The organism is Corynebacterium sp. HMSC11E11 (genome assembly GCF_001807025.1).
In the GTDB taxonomy this organism is placed as follows: Bacteria; Actinomycetota; Actinomycetes; order Mycobacteriales; family Mycobacteriaceae; genus Corynebacterium; species Corynebacterium freneyi.
This window is the reverse complement of sequence record NZ_KV787150.1, coordinates 50,906-67,208: the sequence shown is the minus strand read 5'-3', so window position 1 is coordinate 67,208 and position 16,303 is coordinate 50,906. Positions and strand designations below refer to the sequence as shown.

Annotated in this window: 16 protein-coding genes and 1 tRNA gene; 15 read left to right on the top strand and 2 right to left on the bottom strand. The window is 68.8% G+C overall.

Features of this window, described 5'->3' with window-relative positions:
• Nucleotides 1-477: 477 nt before the first annotated feature.
• From HMPREF3121_RS08210 to HMPREF3121_RS08140, 15 genes are all read left to right on the top strand, one after another.
• Nucleotides 478-549, top strand: a tRNA-Val gene (locus HMPREF3121_RS08210).
• Nucleotides 550-814: 265 nt separating this feature from the next.
• Nucleotides 815-1,363: a copper resistance CopC family protein gene (locus HMPREF3121_RS08205; RefSeq protein WP_246816111.1), complete on the top strand. Its 549-nt coding sequence runs from the start codon at nt 815-817 to the stop codon at nt 1,361-1,363.
• 5 nt (nt 1,364-1,368) lie between these two features.
• Nucleotides 1,369-2,019 (top strand): copper chaperone PCu(A)C, encoded by a 651-nt coding sequence (locus HMPREF3121_RS08200; RefSeq protein WP_070522059.1) that lies wholly within the window; start codon nt 1,369-1,371, stop codon nt 2,017-2,019.
• Between the two features lie 95 nt (nt 2,020-2,114).
• Nucleotides 2,115-3,344 (top strand): Dyp-type peroxidase, encoded by a 1,230-nt coding sequence (locus HMPREF3121_RS08195; protein ID WP_070522056.1) that lies wholly within the window; start codon nt 2,115-2,117, stop codon nt 3,342-3,344.
• A 47-nt stretch (nt 3,345-3,391) separates the two neighbouring features.
• Nucleotides 3,392-5,491 (top strand): threonine--tRNA ligase, encoded by a 2,100-nt coding sequence (gene thrS / locus HMPREF3121_RS08190; protein WP_083291497.1) that lies wholly within the window; start codon nt 3,392-3,394, stop codon nt 5,489-5,491.
• Nucleotides 5,475-6,053 (top strand): ATP adenylyltransferase, encoded by a 579-nt coding sequence (locus tag HMPREF3121_RS08185; protein WP_052054490.1) that lies wholly within the window; start codon nt 5,475-5,477, stop codon nt 6,051-6,053. The genes thrS and HMPREF3121_RS08185 overlap by 17 nt, the downstream gene beginning before the upstream one ends.
• Nucleotides 6,054-6,089: 36 nt before the next feature.
• Nucleotides 6,090-6,746, top strand: coding sequence for a phosphatidylinositol phosphate synthase (gene pgsA, locus HMPREF3121_RS08180; protein WP_070522050.1), 657 nt, complete (start codon nt 6,090-6,092; stop codon nt 6,744-6,746).
• Nucleotides 6,743-7,702: a phosphatidylinositol mannoside acyltransferase gene (locus HMPREF3121_RS08175; protein ID WP_070522047.1), complete on the top strand. Its 960-nt coding sequence runs from the start codon at nt 6,743-6,745 to the stop codon at nt 7,700-7,702. Before pgsA ends, HMPREF3121_RS08175 begins: the two co-directional genes overlap by 4 nt.
• A 3-nt stretch (nt 7,703-7,705) precedes the next feature.
• A complete protein-coding gene (locus tag HMPREF3121_RS08170) occupies nt 7,706-8,845 on the top strand; it encodes a glycosyltransferase family 4 protein (RefSeq protein WP_070522044.1) in 1,140 nt (379 codons plus the stop codon).
• Nucleotides 8,842-9,345: an NUDIX hydrolase gene (locus HMPREF3121_RS08165; protein WP_070522040.1), complete on the top strand. Its 504-nt coding sequence runs from the start codon at nt 8,842-8,844 to the stop codon at nt 9,343-9,345. Before HMPREF3121_RS08170 ends, HMPREF3121_RS08165 begins: the two co-directional genes overlap by 4 nt.
• Before the next feature lie 114 nt (nt 9,346-9,459).
• Entirely contained in the window at nt 9,460-10,362 is a 903-nt protein-coding gene (gene pdxS, locus HMPREF3121_RS08160) for a pyridoxal 5'-phosphate synthase lyase subunit PdxS (protein ID WP_035123932.1), read from the top strand.
• Nucleotides 10,363-10,388: 26 nt separating this feature from the next.
• Entirely contained in the window at nt 10,389-12,437 is a 2,049-nt protein-coding gene (locus HMPREF3121_RS08155; protein WP_070522037.1) for an acyltransferase family protein, read from the top strand.
• Nucleotides 12,438-12,464: 27 nt separating this feature from the next.
• Nucleotides 12,465-13,346, top strand: a complete 882-nt coding sequence (locus tag HMPREF3121_RS08150) for an acyl-CoA thioesterase (RefSeq protein ID WP_070522034.1) — start codon at nt 12,465-12,467, stop codon at nt 13,344-13,346.
• Nucleotides 13,339-13,956, top strand: a complete 618-nt coding sequence (gene pdxT, locus HMPREF3121_RS08145; RefSeq protein WP_239252637.1) for a pyridoxal 5'-phosphate synthase glutaminase subunit PdxT — start codon at nt 13,339-13,341, stop codon at nt 13,954-13,956. Before HMPREF3121_RS08150 ends, pdxT begins: the two co-directional genes overlap by 8 nt.
• A gap of 134 nt (nt 13,957-14,090) precedes the next feature.
• A complete protein-coding gene (locus tag HMPREF3121_RS08140) occupies nt 14,091-14,852 on the top strand; it encodes a YebC/PmpR family DNA-binding transcriptional regulator (RefSeq protein ID WP_070522085.1) in 762 nt (253 codons plus the stop codon).
• Between the two features lie 7 nt (nt 14,853-14,859).
• Here the strand turns inward: HMPREF3121_RS08140 and HMPREF3121_RS08135 are convergent, their stop codons facing one another.
• Together HMPREF3121_RS08135 and HMPREF3121_RS08130 are read right to left on the bottom strand one after the other, a co-directional pair.
• Nucleotides 14,860-15,777 carry a phosphotransferase family protein gene (locus tag HMPREF3121_RS08135; protein WP_070522031.1) on the bottom strand — a complete coding sequence of 306 codons (918 nt, stop codon included), beginning with the start codon at nt 15,775-15,777 and terminating at the stop codon, nt 14,860-14,862.
• A 5-nt stretch (nt 15,778-15,782) separates the two neighbouring features.
• Nucleotides 15,783-16,244: a DUF3817 domain-containing protein gene (locus HMPREF3121_RS08130; RefSeq protein WP_070522028.1), complete on the bottom strand. Its 462-nt coding sequence runs from the start codon at nt 16,242-16,244 to the stop codon at nt 15,783-15,785.
• Nucleotides 16,245-16,303: the final 59 nt, after the last annotated feature.

The following is a 16,303-nucleotide window of genomic DNA, read 5'->3' as shown; positions in this document are numbered from 1 at the left end:
AGGTGATGCGCTACCAGCTGCGCTACATCCGCACTGCGTTCCGTTGCGCTTGCCCGGTTTCCCGTGCCCCGCTTGCGGTGCGAGAAGAACATTAGCGGGATTCGCTGAAAATCCACAAATCCCCAGCATGTAAGCAGTTTCGTGGAGTCGTGACGTGCGCGCCGTGGTGCTTCTCGCGCGTTGTGGCCCGGCCCGTGCGCCGCCCCCATGTCTTGTCGCGTCACGTCGTGCGCGGCGAGGGCTGCGGCACGGGGAAGTGGGTGTCGCATCGTCGGGCGGTAGTCGGGCGGTTGCCGTCGGCATTGTTTGGCGACGCCCGCTGGCGAAGCGGGGAGCCGGTGGACGTCGCAAAGCCCGGGTGGGGTGAGAAGCGTGGGTGGGGCGTCGGCAAACATGCGGTGAACATGCGATTAGGCCACCGGTCGAAGGCGTGCTAACTTAATCACCCGTAAGCGGGACAGGCTCCCGACTACGTGCAGTCCCATAGCTCAGCGGAAGAGCGTTCCGTTCACACCGGAAAGGTCGCTGGTTCGAACCCAGTTGGGACTACCGCAACCGCCGGAGGCCAGCCCTCCGGCGGTTTTTTCGTGTCCGGCTTCGGTTTCCGGCGGGTGATCTCTCGGCCGGGGTGATCGAAGTTAACGGGGTGGCCGGGGTACACTCGGGGGTATTCGTCGGGTCGTCAACAATCATCGCGGGAACCAATCGAACCCATGGCCCGACTACTGATGTGGGTCGGGCGCGGAATGCCCGGCCCAACTGGTTCCCGCAGTCGAGGGCCGAACAGCGGCCACGGAGGTCAATGCCGGTGCACATGCGCAAAGGATTCATCGGGCGCTCGGCGATCGCCGCGACGCTCGCGACCGGACTGGCGTTCGCGCCCGCCCTGGGCGGGGCGGACACGGCCCCCGTCGCCCATGCGCACGACTCCGTCATCGCCTCCACCCCGGCCGACGGCCAAAACCTCGACGAATTCCCGCGCCGCATCGAGATGACCTTCTCCGGCGTTCCCCGCGACTCCTTCAACACCGTCGCGATCAGCAACGCCGCCACGAAGGAAGTCCTGCTCACCGAGCAGCCGGAACTCGACGGTCAGGTCATCTCGTTCGACATCCCCGAATCGCTCGACCCCGGTCCGGGCGCGTACATCGTCGGGTTCCAGATCACCTCCTCCGACGGGCACTCCACCCGCGGCAAACTGTCCTTCTCCGTCGGCGACCACCCGGTCGACGCCGGAGGAGGGGCCGACCTCGAAGAGGACTCCGGCGTACCCACCTGGGCGTGGATCGCCGGCGGCGGGCTCGTCGCCGTCATCCTCGCGGTCGTCGCCGGAGTGGCCGTCGTCAACCGAAAGGCAGATTGATCCCCATGAAGCTCCACCGCACCACCAAGGCTCTCGTCGCCGGTTCCGCCGCCCTCGCCCTTGCCCTCGCGGGCTGCTCGAGCGACGACGCCGCCGACACCACCGCAGCCGACGGCTCCGCCACCACCACCGCAGCCGACGGCACCGAGTCGGAGGCTTCGGCGGCCGTCACCTTTGAGGACGCCTACATCAAGGAGAAGCCGGCCGACAAGGGCATGACCGGCATCTTCGGCACCTTGAAGAACAACACCGACGAGGACCTCGAGGTCGTCGACTTCCGCGTCGAGGGGCTGAAGGAAGGCACCGTCTTCGAGCAGCACGCCACCGAGGACGGCAAGATGTTCAAGATCGAGGGCGGCCACACGATCCCGGCCAACGGCGAGAAGGTCCTGGCCCCGGGTGACGACCACCTGATGATCATGGACAACGACGAGGCTCTGGAGCCGGGTCAGATGTACACCGTCGTGCTCGAGCTGTCCGACGGCTCCACCCTGACCCAGGAGCTCGAGGTTCGCGTGCAGGCCGCCGGCGAAGAGAACTACGGCGAGGACGGCGAACTGGGCAACCCGGGCATGGGCGAGGACGGCCACATGAGGAACATGAACGACGGCATGGGCGACGAGCACGACGAGCACGACGAACACGCCGGTCACTAGAACCGGACCGGCCCGGTACGCCGGGCCGGACCTGCGGTCATGGCGGTCGCGTCATCGACCGCATTGATTGAGTCAGAACCAGGAGCACCACCCGCATGAGCAGCAACCTGTCCCGCCGCCGTTTCCTCACCGGGCTGGGGGCCGGAGCCGGTGCCGGAGCGCTGGGCATCGCCGCGGCCGGCAACGCCGGAGCCATCGGCCTCGAGCGACCGTCGGACGAGGAGGAGCTGCCTCCGCTGCAGACCCAGACCGTCGAGTTCGACGGCGAGCACCAGGCGGGCATCGCGACTCCGTCGCAGGCCAACCTGTGGTTGATCGCGTTCGACGTCAAGGACGACGTCGACCGGTCCCGTCTGCGTGGACTCATGCGGGTGTGGACGCAGGATGCGCGGCGCATGTCCAAGGGCCATGCGCCGCGCACCGACCTGGAGCCGGAGATGTACGACGCCCCGGCGAACTTGACGTTCACGCTCGGCCTCGGCGAGGGATTCTTCACCGCCGTCGATCGTGAGGACGAGATGCCGGAGTGGCTGGGGCCGCTGCCCGAGTACGAGACCGATCAGCTGCGCGACGAGTGGAACGGCGGCGACCTGTGCCTGCAGATCTGCTGCGACGATCCGCTCATGCTCTCGCATGCGGCGCGGTTCATGATCAAAAACGGTGCACCGTTCCTGGACGTGCGCTGGGTGCAGATGGGCTTCCTCAACGCCCGCGGTGCGAAGGACCCGGACGTCACCCCGCGCAACCGTTTCGGTCAGCTCGACGGCACCGTCAACCCCCGCGGCGAGGACGATTTCGATCGCGTGGTGTGGATCGACTCGGGACCGGACTGGCTGAGGGGCGGTTCCGCCATGGTCGTGCGCCGCATCGAAATGGACATCGACGGGTGGGACATCCTCGACCGCCCGAGCCGTGAAGAAGTCGTCGGCCGCACCCTCGACACGGGAGCGCCGCTGGGCAAGGAAAACGAGTTCGACCCGGTCGACCTCGACGCCACCGACGAGTACGGCCTGCCGATCATCGACCGCAACAGCCACGTCGCGCGTTCCATGCCCCCGAAGGAGTTCCCGAATCAGCGGATCCTGCGGCGCGTCTACAACTACGACCTGCCGCCGGAGCCCACCGGGCGCTTCACGTCCAACACGGGCCTGGTGTTCATCTGCTTCCAGAAGAACCCGATGGACCAGTTCCACCCCATCCAGGAGCGCCTGGCCGAGGCGGATCGCCTCAACGAGTGGATCTTCCACATCGGTTCGGCCGTTTTCGTCATCCCCCGCGGCACCACGGGCGACGAGTACTGGGCCCAGGACCTGTTGGAGGACTGACCCGACCCGGGGCGCTAAGGTTGTGGGGTCCGCGGGGGTCGCCAGGTATGCGACACCCGCCCGATTCCGGAAAAGGAGCCACGCCAGCCGTGTCCGAACCCATCACCGTCCCCGCCCCGTTCACCGTCCCCGCGGGCGTCGCCGCCGGCGCCGCCATGCGGGACCTCGGTTACCCCAACAAGGGCCCCGACGCCATCGTCTGCGTCCGCGACCCCCGGGGTGACCTGAAGGACCTGTCCTACGTTCCGGCCGTCGACGAGACCGTCGAGCCCGTCGCCGCGAACACGGAGGACGGCCGCGGAGTCATCCGACACTCGACCACCCACGTGCTGGCGCAGGCCGTGCAGGCGGAGTTTCCCGGCACGAAGCTCGGCATCGGTCCGGCCATCGACGGCGGCTTCTACTACGACTTCGACGTCGCCGAACCGTTTACTCCCGAGGATCTCAAGCGCATCGAACGGCGCATGAAGAAGATCATCAAGTCGGGCCAGAAGTTCGAGCGCTTCGTCTTCGAGTCCCCGGACGACGCCTCGGCTCAGCTGGCGCAGGAGCCGTACAAGCTCGAGCTCATCGCCGACAAGTCGTCCGGAAACATCGACGCCAACGAGGACGCCACGGTCGACGTGGGCGGAAACGAGCTGACCGGCTACCGCAACGTCAATCCCCGCACGGGCGAGACCGAGTGGTTCGACCTGTGCCGCGGCCCGCACGTGCCCACCACCCGCTACATTCCGGCGTTCACGCTGACCCGCTCGTCGGCGGCCTACTGGCGGGGCGACCAGTCCAACGCCGGCCTGCAGCGCATCTACGGCACCGCGTGGGAGTCCAAGGAGGCCATGGACGCCTACCTGGACATGCTGCTGGAGGCGGAAAAGCGCGATCACCGTCGCCTTGGTGCGGAGCTGGACCTGTTCAGCTTCCCCGACGAGATCGGCTCGGGCCTGCCGGTGTTCCACGTCAAGGGCGGCATCATCCGCAACGAGATGGAGCAGCATTCGCGTCGCCGCCACCTCGAGGCCGGCTACGACTTCGTCAACACCCCGCACGTGACCAAGGGCGACTTGTTCGAGCAGTCGGGCCACCTGGACTTCTACGCGGAGGGCATGTTCCCGCCCATGCAGCTCGACGGCGAGTACGACGAGCACGGCAACTGCACGAAGGCGCCGCAGGACTACTACGTCAAGCCGATGAACTGCCCGATGCACAATCTGATCTTCGCGTCGCGCGGTCGCAGCTACCGTGAGCTGCCCATCCGCATGTTCGAGTTCGGCACCGTCTACCGTTACGAGAAGTCCGGCGTGGTCCACGGCCTGACCCGCGCCCGCGGGTTCACGCAGGACGACGCGCACATCTACTGCACCGAGGAGCAGCTGGAGGAGGAACTGACCAGCGTCCTCGACTTCATCATCTCGCTGCTGCGCGACTACGGCCTCGACGACTTCTACCTGGAGCTGTCCACGAAGGACGACAAGAAGTTCGTGGGCACCGACGAGATCTGGGAGCGTTCCACGCAGATTCTGCAGCGCGTCGCCGACGCCTCGGGCCTGGAGCTCGTTCCGGATCCGGGCGGAGCCGCGTTCTACGGCCCGAAGATTTCCGTGCAGGCCCGCGACGCCATCGGCCGCACGTGGCAGATGTCGACGGTGCAGCTGGACTTCAACCTGCCGGAGCGTTTCGAGCTCGACTACACCGCCCCGGACGGTTCGAAGAAGCGCCCGATCATGATCCACCGCGCGCTCTTCGGCTCGATCGAGCGTTTCTTCGGCGTGCTGCTGGAGCACTACGCGGGCGCGTTCCCGGCGTGGCTGGCCCCGGAGCAGGTCGTGGGAATCCCGGTCGCCGACGACTGCATCCCGCACCTGGAGGCGTTCACCGCCCAGCTGAAGTCCCGCGGTCTGCGCGCCCACGTGGACGTCTCCGACGACCGCATGCAGAAGAAGATCCGCAACCACACGCAGGCGAAGGTGCCGTTCATGGTGCTCGCCGGCGCCCGCGACGTGGAGGCCGACGCGGTGTCGTTCCGCTTCCTCGACGGTTCCCAGATCAACGGCGTGCCGGTGGCCGAGGCCGCGGACCTCATCGCGAACTGGGTGGCCGAACGGATCAACGATCAGCCCAACGGAGACAACATTGCTTCACGACGCTGACGGGACCCCCGACGACGCGGTGGTCGACCGCGGCGTGGGCGCCCCCGACCGACTCGAGCGTCTGTGGGCGCCGTACCGGATGCAGTACATCACGGACAACGGCGCCGGTGAGGAGTCGGCGGGCTCGTCGTCAAGCCAACCGCGCTCGCGCAACCCCTTCGTCGACCTGCCGAAGCGCTCCGACGAAGACGCGCTGATCGTGGCGCGCGGCGAGTTGGTCTACTGCGTGCTCAACCTCTACCCGTACAATGCCGGTCATCTCATGGTGGTGCCGTACCGCCAGGTCGCGAACCTGGAGGACCTCACCGACGAGGAGATGACGGAGCTGATGGCCTTCGGGCAGCGGGCGATCCGCACGCTGAAGAAGGTGTCGCGGCCCCACGCGCTCAACGTCGGTTTCAACCTCGGGCGTGCGTCCGGCGGTTCGGTGGGGGAACATCTGCACATGCACGTCGTTCCCCGCTGGTCCGGCGACTCCAACTTCATGACCGTCATCGACGGCGTGAAGGTGCTGCCGCAGATGCTGCGCGACACCCGCGCGCTCCTGGCGGAAGCCTGGTAAGACCCGACCCACCGACGCCCAACCGAGAGGACCCCGATGCTCAGCGTCCACGGCCGCAAGCCCATCGCTCCCGTCGTCGAGCCGATCGCCCGCACGCTGAACTCGCTGGGCGTGTCGCCCAACGTGATGACGGTGTTGGGCACGGTCGCGGCCATCGCGATTTCGGTGACGCTGATCCCGACCGGGCACCTGTTCGCGGCGGCGGTGCTCACCGGCCTGTTTGCCGCGTTCGACCTGCTCGACGGGACGATGGCGCGTCTGCGCGGCGGCGGCACCCGGTTCGGCGCCGTGCTCGACGCCAGCTGCGACCGGATCACCGACGGCGCGTTGTTCGGCGCGATCCTGTGGTGGGTGTTCTTCTCCCACGGGGCGCCGGGGCACCTCATCATCGCGGTGTTGGTGTCGCTGGTGGCGGGTCAGGTGACGTCCTACGTAAAGGCGCGCGCCGAAGCGTCGGGGTTCACCGTCAACGGTGGTCTGGTGGAGCGGCCGGAGCGTCTGATCCTCGCGCTCGTCGGCATCGGATTGCAGGGGCTGGGCGTGCCGTGGGCGGTGGAGATCGCCATGTGGGTCCTCGCCGCGGGCTCCGTGTTCACGGTCGTCCAACGCCTGGTCATGGTCGCCCGCGGCCCCGGGGCCGGGGAGCCCATCGCCCCGCCGGTTGGGACGTCCGATGCGGGGGAGCGGCGATGAGGTTTCCCCGAAACCGGGAGGACCTGGCGGCGCTGGGGTACCTCGCCGGCTGGAAGATCGTGGGCAAGCTGCCCGAGCGTCCCGTCATGTGGGCGGCGATGAAGGCCGCCGACCGTTTTTCCGACGACGGCCGCGGCCCCGAGCAGCTGCGCCGGAATCTCGCGCGCGTCACGGGTCTGCCCGCCGCCGACGTTCCCGACGCGCTGGTCAAGGCGTCGATGCGCAGCTACCTGCGGTACTGGGTGGAGGCGTTCCGGCTGCCGACGATGGCCGGCGCGGAATTGTACGAGCGCATCGCCGGCATGATCCGCGGCCGCGAGATACTCGAGGCCACCGCGGCCCAGGACCGGGGCATCATCCTGCTGGTCACCCATTCCGGCAACTGGGACATGGCCGGCATGTGGGCGGCCCGGCGGTTCGGCGGCTTCACCTCGGTGGCCGAACGCCTGCGCCCCGACGAGCTGTACGACGCCTTCCTGGAGTACCGGGAAAGCCTGGGCTTCACCATTTTGCCGCTCACCGGCGGTGAGCCGCCGATGGTGGGTCTGCGGCAGCGGCTGGAGGACGGCGGCGTGATCGCGCTCGTCGGCGAACGGGACTTCGGCGGCAGGGGAGCGGAAGTCGAATTCTTCGGCGAGAAGACCATCATGCCCGTCGGCGCGGCGCAGCTGGCCCGGGAAACCGGCGCGGCGCTCCACGTCGCCGGACTGTGGTTCGACGGCGACGATTGGGGTTTCCGGGTCCATCCCGAAGTGCCCGCCGCCGGCCGCGAGCTCGACGACATCGTCCAGGACTGCGCGTGGCTCATGGAATCCGACATCGCGGCCCACCCCGCCGACTGGCACATGCTTCAGCCGTTGTGGACGGCGGACCGGCGAGCACGTCGCCGTCGTAAAGCCGAAAACGGCGAGGCGGGTGCCGACGCGCCCGATGCAGCCGACCGGGCGGGGAGCTGAACCATGCGCATCGGAATGGTCTGCCCGTACTCCTTCGACGTGCCCGGCGGCGTCCAGGCGCACGCGATCGACTTGTGCCGGGAGTTCCGGGCGCGCGGCCACGAGGTTAGCCTCATCGGACCCGCCGGACCGACAGCGGAGGTGCCGGACTTCGTCGAACGCGGCGGACGCGCGATCCCGATCCCGTACAACGGGTCCGTGGCGCGGCTATCGTTCGGGCCGGTGACGCAGCGGAAGGTGCGCCGGTGGATCGACGCCGGCGACTTCGACGTCCTGCACATCCACGAGCCGAACTCGCCCAGCTACTCGATGCTGGCCACCCGCGCCGCCATTGGCCCCATCGTGGCCACGTACCACTCCGCCGCCACGCAATCGCTGGCGCTGAAGCTGGCCACGCCGTTCCTGCGGCCGATGCTCGAACGCATCCGCGGCGGCATAGCCGTGTCCGAGGTCGCCCGGCGCTGGCAGGTCGAGCAGCTCGGCGGAGACCCGGTGCTCATCCCCAACGGAGTCCGCGTGGGCGAATACGCCGCCGCCCCCGACGCCGCCGACGTGCCCGAGATCGGTGCGCCGCCGCCGGGCACGAAACGACTCGTGTTCCTCGGGCGCTTCGACGAACCCCGCAAGGGCCTGCCCGTCCTCCTCGACGCCGTGCCCGCCATCCGGCGGGTGTTCGCGGACCTGGAGATCCTCGTCATCGGCGACGGCGACCGGGCCCAGGCGGTGCGGCGGGCCGGCGAACACGCCGACGTGCTGCGCTTCACCGGCCGCGTCTCCGAGGAAGCCAAGGCCGCGGCGCTGAAGTCGGCCGACGCCTACATCGCCCCGCAGCTGGGCGGGGAAAGCTTCGGCATCGTGCTGGTCGAGGCGATGGCCGCAGGCGCCGCCGTGATCTCGTCGGACCTCGACGCCTTCCGGCTCGTCCTCGACGACGGCCGCTACGGCGATCATTTCCGCAACGGCGACTCCGCCGACCTCGCCCGCACCACCATCGCATTGCTTTCCGACGACGCCCGACGTGCCGGACTCGTGGCCGCGGGGCATGATCGTGCGTGGGAATTCGACTGGTCGACGATCGCCGACAAGGTCCTGCAGGTCTACGACACCGTCCGCATGGACGGGGAGAAGGTGGTGGTCTCGTGATCCTCGTGCCGTGGTGGGCCGTCGTGCTCGCCGTCGTGGCCGTGATCGCGCTGGTCGCGGCGCTGCTCGCGTCGGCGACCGCCACTCGGCTCAACCGGATGCACGTGCGCACCGATCTCGCCCGGGCATCGCTGGAGGCCGCGCTGGGCAGGCGCGGAGCCGTCGCACGGGCGGCGTACCCGGAGCTCGGCGCGGACGTCGCCCGCGCCGAGTCTCGTCGCCTCACCGCCGCCGACGCCCACGCCCGCGCCGACGCGGAGAATACCCTCAACGCCAAACTCGCCGAGGCGATGCAGGCCAACCCGCCGGAGCCGGCGCTGGCCATCGAGCTCCACGACGCCACAACCCGCGTCGAGCTCGCCCGCCGGTTCTACAACGACGCCGTCACCGACACCCGGATGTTGCGCACCCGACCGCTGGTCCGCGGACTGCGCCTGGCCGGCACCGCGCCGATCCCCGAGTACTTCGACGTGTCCGTCGGCACCCCGCAGAGCCCTTGAACCCACCGCGGGGCCTATAGACGGCACTGTCTACCGGCGGGTCTATAGTTGGCAGACGCCGGGCCCCGCCGCCCGGATAGAACACCGGAAAGAACCTCCAGAAAGCAGGTTTCGTTGACCACCTCCGACAACAACACCAGCCACGGCACCGCTCGCGTCAAGCGCGGTCTGGCCGAGATGCTGAAGGGCGGCGTCATCATGGACGTCGTCACCCCGGAGCAGGCGAAGATCGCCGAGGACGCCGGCGCCACCGCCGTCATGGCGCTCGAGCGCGTTCCCGCCGACATCCGCGCCGAGGGCGGCGTGTCCCGCATGTCGGATCCGGACATGATCGAGGGCATCATCGAGGCCGTGTCCATCCCCGTGATGGCGAAGGCCCGCATCGGCCACTTCGTCGAGGCGCAGGTGCTCCAGTCCCTGGGCGTCGACTTCATCGACGAGTCGGAGGTTCTCACCCCCGCCGATTACGCCAACCACATCGACAAGTTCGACTTCACCGTGCCGTTCGTCTGCGGCGCCACGAACCTGGGAGAGGCCCTGCGCCGCATCAACGAGGGCGCGGCCATGATCCGCTCCAAGGGCGAGGCCGGCACCGGCGACGTGTCCAACGCGGTGACCCACATGCGCACCATCCGCGCCGAGATCAACCGCCTGAAGTCGATGGCCCCCGACGAGCTGTACGTCGCGGCCAAGGAGCTGCAGGCCCCGTACGAGCTCGTCCGCGAGGTCGCCGAGACCGGTAAGCTGCCGGTGGTCCTGTTCACCGCCGGCGGCATCGCCACCCCGGCCGACGCCGCGATGATGATGCAGCTCGGCGCCGAGGGCGTGTTCGTCGGTTCCGGCATCTTCAAGTCCGGCAACCCCGCCGACCGCGCCAAGGCGATCGTCCAGGCCACCCAGCACTACGACGACCCGAAGGTCATCGCCGACGTCTCGCGCGGACTCGGCGAGGCCATGGTGGGCATCAACGTCGACGAGATCCCCCAGCCGCACCGCCTCGCCGAGCGCGGCTGGTAACACCGACCACGGGCACGGAGGGCGAGATGGTGAACGGGGGAGCACCGGCCGCGCGCCGCAGTGACCTGGATGGTGTGCGCGGTCTCGCCATCGCGCTCGTGGTCGTCTTCCACGTCTTCGTCGGCCGGGTGTCCGGCGGCGTGGACGTGTTCCTCATGCTGGCCGGGTATTTCTTCCTCGGCTCGCAGATCCGCTACGCGGGCCGCCCGGGGGCGTTGGCCAACCCGCTGTGGCCCCTGTTGCGGACCATCCGCCGCCTCGTGCCGTCGCTGGTGACGGCGATGGCCGGTTCGGCGCTGATCCTGGTCATGTTCGCCCCCGACTGGATATCGGAACAGCTGACCCGGCAGGTGCGGGCGGCGCTGACCTACGTGCTCAACTGGGAGCTCATCGACCAGGAGGCGGCGTATGCCGCTGCGACGACGGCGCCGAGTCCGCTGCAGCACCTGTGGTCGATGTCGGTGCAGGGCCAGTTCTACCTCATGGCCATCCTGGTCGGGTCGCTGTGCGTCGCGTGGCCCTTCTTCCGCCGCCGGCTCGTGGGACCGTTGCTCGTCGTCGTCACGATCGCCTCCTTCGCGTGGGCGTCGCGCGGCGGACTGTACGGCGGGATGGACGACTACTACTCGACGTGGACGCGGTTGTGGCAGATGACCCTCGGCGGCGTACTCGCCGTCTACGGCCACAAGCTGCGCGTGCCGGCGTCACTGTGCGGGGCCGCCTCCTTCGTCGGCGTCGCCATGATGGTGGCCACCGGATTCGTCATCCGCGACACCACCGCGTTTCCCGGGCCGCTGTCGCTGCTGCCCATCGGCGGCGCCGCGCTGATCATCCTGTCCGACGGATCGGGCCGCACCGGCGACGTCCTGCGGTCTGCGCCCATGCAGTGGCTGGGCCGCGTCGCCTATCCGCTCTACCTGTGGCACTGGCCGTTGCTGATCCTCATCGCCCATGCAACCGGCAATTGGGACGTGCCGGTCTGGTTGGGCCTCGTGGTCATCGGCCTGTCGCTCCTGCTGGCCGATGCGACCCACAACTACGTCGAAAAGCCCCTCCAGGAGCAGGGGCCGCGCCGCACCGCCGACACCCCCGAAACCCCGGAGCCGACGCCGCGCCGCGGACCGAAAGTCGCCGCGACGGCCGTCATCGGCGCACTCGTCGTGGCGGGACTGTTCGCCAACACGGCGTGGATCGCCCACCTCGACCGCATCGACTCCCGCGAGTTGGATCCGGCCGTCTACCCCGGGGCGATGGCCGCCGACGGCAGCATCGAAGTGCCCGCGGCGGAGCCGTACCCGGAACTGCCCGAACACATCGGCACCCGATCCTGGCGCGACGGGTGCCTGGTGAAGATGGACGCGCCGACCGACGAGTACCCCGACTGCGTCTACGGCGACGTCGACGCGGAGATGACGGTGGCCATCGTCGGCCATTCCCACGCCGACACCTACGTCGAACCGTTGCACATGCTCGGCCTGGAACGGGGCTTCCGCGTGGTGACGATGCTGCGCGAGGCGTGCCCGCTGACCCTGCGGACGTCCTGGTTCGTCGAGCGCGACTGCGTGACGTGGTCGCGCGGCGCGATCGACCGGCTCATCGAGCTCGATCCGGATCTCGTCGTCTCCGTGAGCACCACCTCGTCGCGCGGGCGACGCGACGAAGTCGAACAGGTCGTCGTCGGCGCCGACGACTTCTGGGCCGAGTTGGCCGACCACGGCATCCCGTTCCTCGGGCTGCGCGACAACCCCCGCCTCGTCGACGAGAACGGCAAGCCGTTCTACCCCAACCGGTGCATGCGCAAGCAGGACGACTGGGCCAACTGCGCCGTGCCCCGGTCGCGGATGTATGAGCCGGAAAACCCCGCCGACCGGGTTCTTTCGCAATGGCCGACGGCCTGGTCCGCGGACACCGCCGACTGGTTCTGCCCGTTCGACTGGTGTTCGCCGGTCATCGGCAACATCGTCGTCTACCGCGACCGAGACCACATGACCAACGCCTACGCCCGATCGCTCGCCCCGCTGCTGGGCGAGGAAATCGACGCCGCGCTGGCGCAGGCGGGGGCCGCTGCGCGCTGACGGGGGCGATCGGGGATACTGGACACCATGCCTGACATCCGCGAAGTACTCGACCTCGAGCGCATCGACCGCGACATCTTCCGCGGTCCCGTCATCGAATCGGTTCTCCAGCGCACCTTCGGCGGCCAGGTCGCCGGGCAGGCGCTGGCCGCGGCGACGCGGACGGTGGACTCCGAGTTCGCCGTCCATTCGCTGCACGCCTACTTCGTGGGCCCCGGCCGCCCGCACATTCCGACGACGTACCTCGTCGACCGCATCCGCGACGGCCGTTCCTTCGTCCACCGCCACGTGCGCGCGGTCCAGGACGGGCGGACGATCTTCATGATGCAGGCCAGCTTCCACCGTCGCGGCGACACGGGCATCGAGCACTCCGACACCATGCGCGACGTGCCGGCGCCCGAGGACGTCGTGGTGGACACGTCGAATATGTCGCGGGCCCGGCGCCTGCTGTTCGCCGAGTGGTCGGACTGGGACATCCGCGTCATCCCGCAGGACCAGTACACGTGCAACCCGTACACGCCGTCGCAGCAGGTGGTGTGGTTCCGGTCGAAGGAGCGCCTGCCCGATGACGAGACGTTCCACGTGTCCACGCTGGCGTACATGTCGGACATGACGTTGCTGTCTTCGGCGAAGGTGCCGCACCCGGACGTGAAGCTGCAGGAGGCCAGTCTGGACCACGCGATGTGGTTCCTGCGTCCGTTCCGGGCCGACGAGTGGTTGCTCTACGACCAGATTTCCCCGTCGGCGCACGCCGGCCGCGCGTTGACGCATGGGCGGATCTTCAACCGCGCCGGGGATCTCGTCGCGGTGGTCACGCAGGAGGGCCTGACGCGCCACCTGCCTCCGGGTGTGGAGCCGGTGCCGTTCACGCCGGCGTCTCAGACGAAGCTGGGCGAAAACATTGACTGAGGCGGGACGGCCCGTCGTCGGCGTGCTCGCGTTGCAGGGCGGCGTCGTCGAGCATGAGCGGGTACTGGACGATCTTGGCGTCGCCCACCGCAAGGTGCGCCTTCCCGAGCATCTCGACGGACTGTCGGCGATCATCCTGCCGGGCGGCGAGTCGACGACGATGTCGAAGCTCATGCGGTTCAACGGCCTGCTCGAGCCGCTTTCCGACGCCTTGTGCGGGGGCCTTCCGGCGTTCGGCACCTGCGCCGGCATGATCCTGCTGGCGTCGACGGTGCTGGACACGCGCGACGATGCGGTGCGCCTCGGCGCCCTCGACGTGACCGTGCGCCGCAACGCCTTCGGCCGCCAGGTCGATTCCTTCGAGACGGATCTGGCGTTCGCGGGCATCGACGGGCCGGTTCCGGCGACGTTCATCCGCGCCCCCTGGGTGGAGTCCGTCGGCGCGGGCGTCGAGGTGCTGGCGACGGTGCCGGAGGGTACGGCGGCAGGCGCGATCGTCGCGGTGCGCGATGGTGCCGTGATGGCCACGAGTTTCCATCCGGAGGTCGACGGCGACGTGCGGGTGCACCGTCTTTTCCTGAGGGAGTGCGCGGGCCTGGACGTGGCGTAGCCCGGCACGTCACCGCCCGGGGCCGTCGTTGCCGTATAATCGCCACGACCGCCGGAAAGGGTCCGGCGGACCGGTCGTTCCCGGTCGAGGGGCGATCGGCATCCTCGAGACAAAAAGGGAGTTTGGACCAGCAGATGGCGGGCCATTCCAAGTGGGCGACCACCAAGCACAAGAAGGCGGCCAACGATGCCAAGCGAGGCAAGGAATTTGCCAAGCTGGTCAAGAACATCGAGGTCGCGGCGCGCACCGGCGGTGGTGACCCCTCGGCGAACCCGACGCTGGACGACATGATCCGCAAGGCCAAGAAGGCCTCGGTTCCCAACGACAACATCGAGCGTGCCCGCAAGCGCGGCTCCGGCGAGGAAGCCGGCGGCGCGGACTGGGAGACCATCGTCTACGAGGGCTACGCCCCGGGTGGCGTGGCCGTCATCGTCGAGTGCCTGACGGACAACCGCAACCGTGCGGCGTCGGACGTCCGCTCGACGTTCAACAAGCAGAACGGCAACATGGGCGACTCGGGTTCGGTGTCGTACCTGTTCGAGCGCAAGGGCGTCATCGTCGTGCCCAAGGGCGAAGGGGATGAGCTGACCGAGGATGACCTGCTCCTGGCGGTTCTCGACGCGGGCGCGGAGGAGGTCAACGACCTCGGCGAGAACTTCGAGGTGGTCAGCGCCTTCACCGACCTGATGTCGGTGCGCACCGCTTTGGTCGATGCCGGCATCGAGTACGACACGGCGGAGCAGGATTACCGCGCGGCCACCGAGGTCGCCCTGGACGTCGAGGGTGCGCGGAAGTTCCTGCGCCTCGTCGACGCCCTGGAGGATTCCGACGACGTGCAGAACGTCTACTCCAACGCGGACATCTCCGACGAGGTTCTGGCTCAGCTCGACGACTGATCACGGCTCAGCTGCCCCGCATCGACTCCAGCGCGCGTCCGAACAGGGCGCGCGCCGTCGTTTCCGGGGTGCGTCCGGTGGTGAGGTGGTCGATGAGGAGGAACACCGCGTCCCAGCGGGAGTAGGCGGCGGCGCGGCGTTCCAGGTCGCGGTCGGCGGCTGCCAGGTCGGAGAGGACCCGTGCGTGGAAATCGGGGGAGATGCCCGCCAGGTGGGCGACGTCGATGGCGGGGTCGGCGAGCGTCATGTCGGAGAAATCGATGACGCCCAGGCGGCCGTCGGCCCACCGCAGGTGGGTTTCGTGCAGGTCGCCGTGAATGAGCCGCGGGGCGACGGGATCGTCGATGAACGTCGTCTCCGCCTCGGCGAGGATGGCGCGCGTCGTGTCCGCGTCGGGGCGGTCGAGGATCGGCAGCAGATGCTTGACGACGGCCCGCGTCAACTTGGAGTGCTTGACCGGAAACCAGGAAGCCCTGACGTCGGAGAGCTCGGGATCATTGACGTCACGGCCGTGGAGCGCGTCGAGCGTGCCCGCGAGGTGGGCCGCTGCAACCGTGCGGGCGGCGTCGTCAAGCTCTGCCCAGACCGTATCGGTCAGCGGCTCGCCGGGAACGTGCCTCGCCAGGGTCAGGCTGTCGCCGTCGGTTGCCAGTGAACGCGGCACTGCAGCCGGGGCGCGTCGGTCGACGTCGGCGAGCACCCGGGCCTCGACGTCGGCGCGGCCAACGACGCCCGGGGCGATGGCCAGGCGGGCGACGACTGCGGGAAGGGGCGAATCCTCGCCCGGAACGCCGGAAACCCCGGACAAGACCGCGACGTGATGGTCGAGGCCCTGTTCGGGGAAATCGGCGTGCTGCCACGACAACTCGGGGAATGCGGTGCGGGCCGCGTCGAGGACGTCCGGCCCAGAGGCGGGGAGATTCACGTGGGTCAGTTGAACCATTCGGTCGGCGGGCCCGCGTTGAGCAGGAGGGCGAAGACGACGGCCACGGCGACGATGATCGCCACGGCGGCCGCGGCCGGGTGACGCACGACGGGGGCGAGGACCTTCTCGGGCAGGGTGGCCGGGGTCTCGTCGGTGTCGCGGAATCGCCACGGGCCGTCGAGCTTGCCGGCGCGCTCGGTGGAGGTTTCGAACGGCACGGTCATGTAGGGGATGATCGCCGAGGCCAGGCCGAGCACGCCGCGACCGAAGGACCAGCGCTGGTTGGCCCACACCAGAATTGTCACCGCCGCGTAGGACAGGAACACGAAGCCGTGGATCGAGCCGCCGATGGTGGTGGCCAGCGGCATGTCGGCGAAGTTCTTCAGGAGGATGCCGACGATGAGGATGGTCCAGGTGATCATCTCCGCCAACGCGAGCTTGCGGTACAGGGATATGGGCGTGTCCATGGTTGAAAAAGTTACGTGCTCGCCCCCGGTCGTGACCAATGACGTTGCGCCGCTCCCAC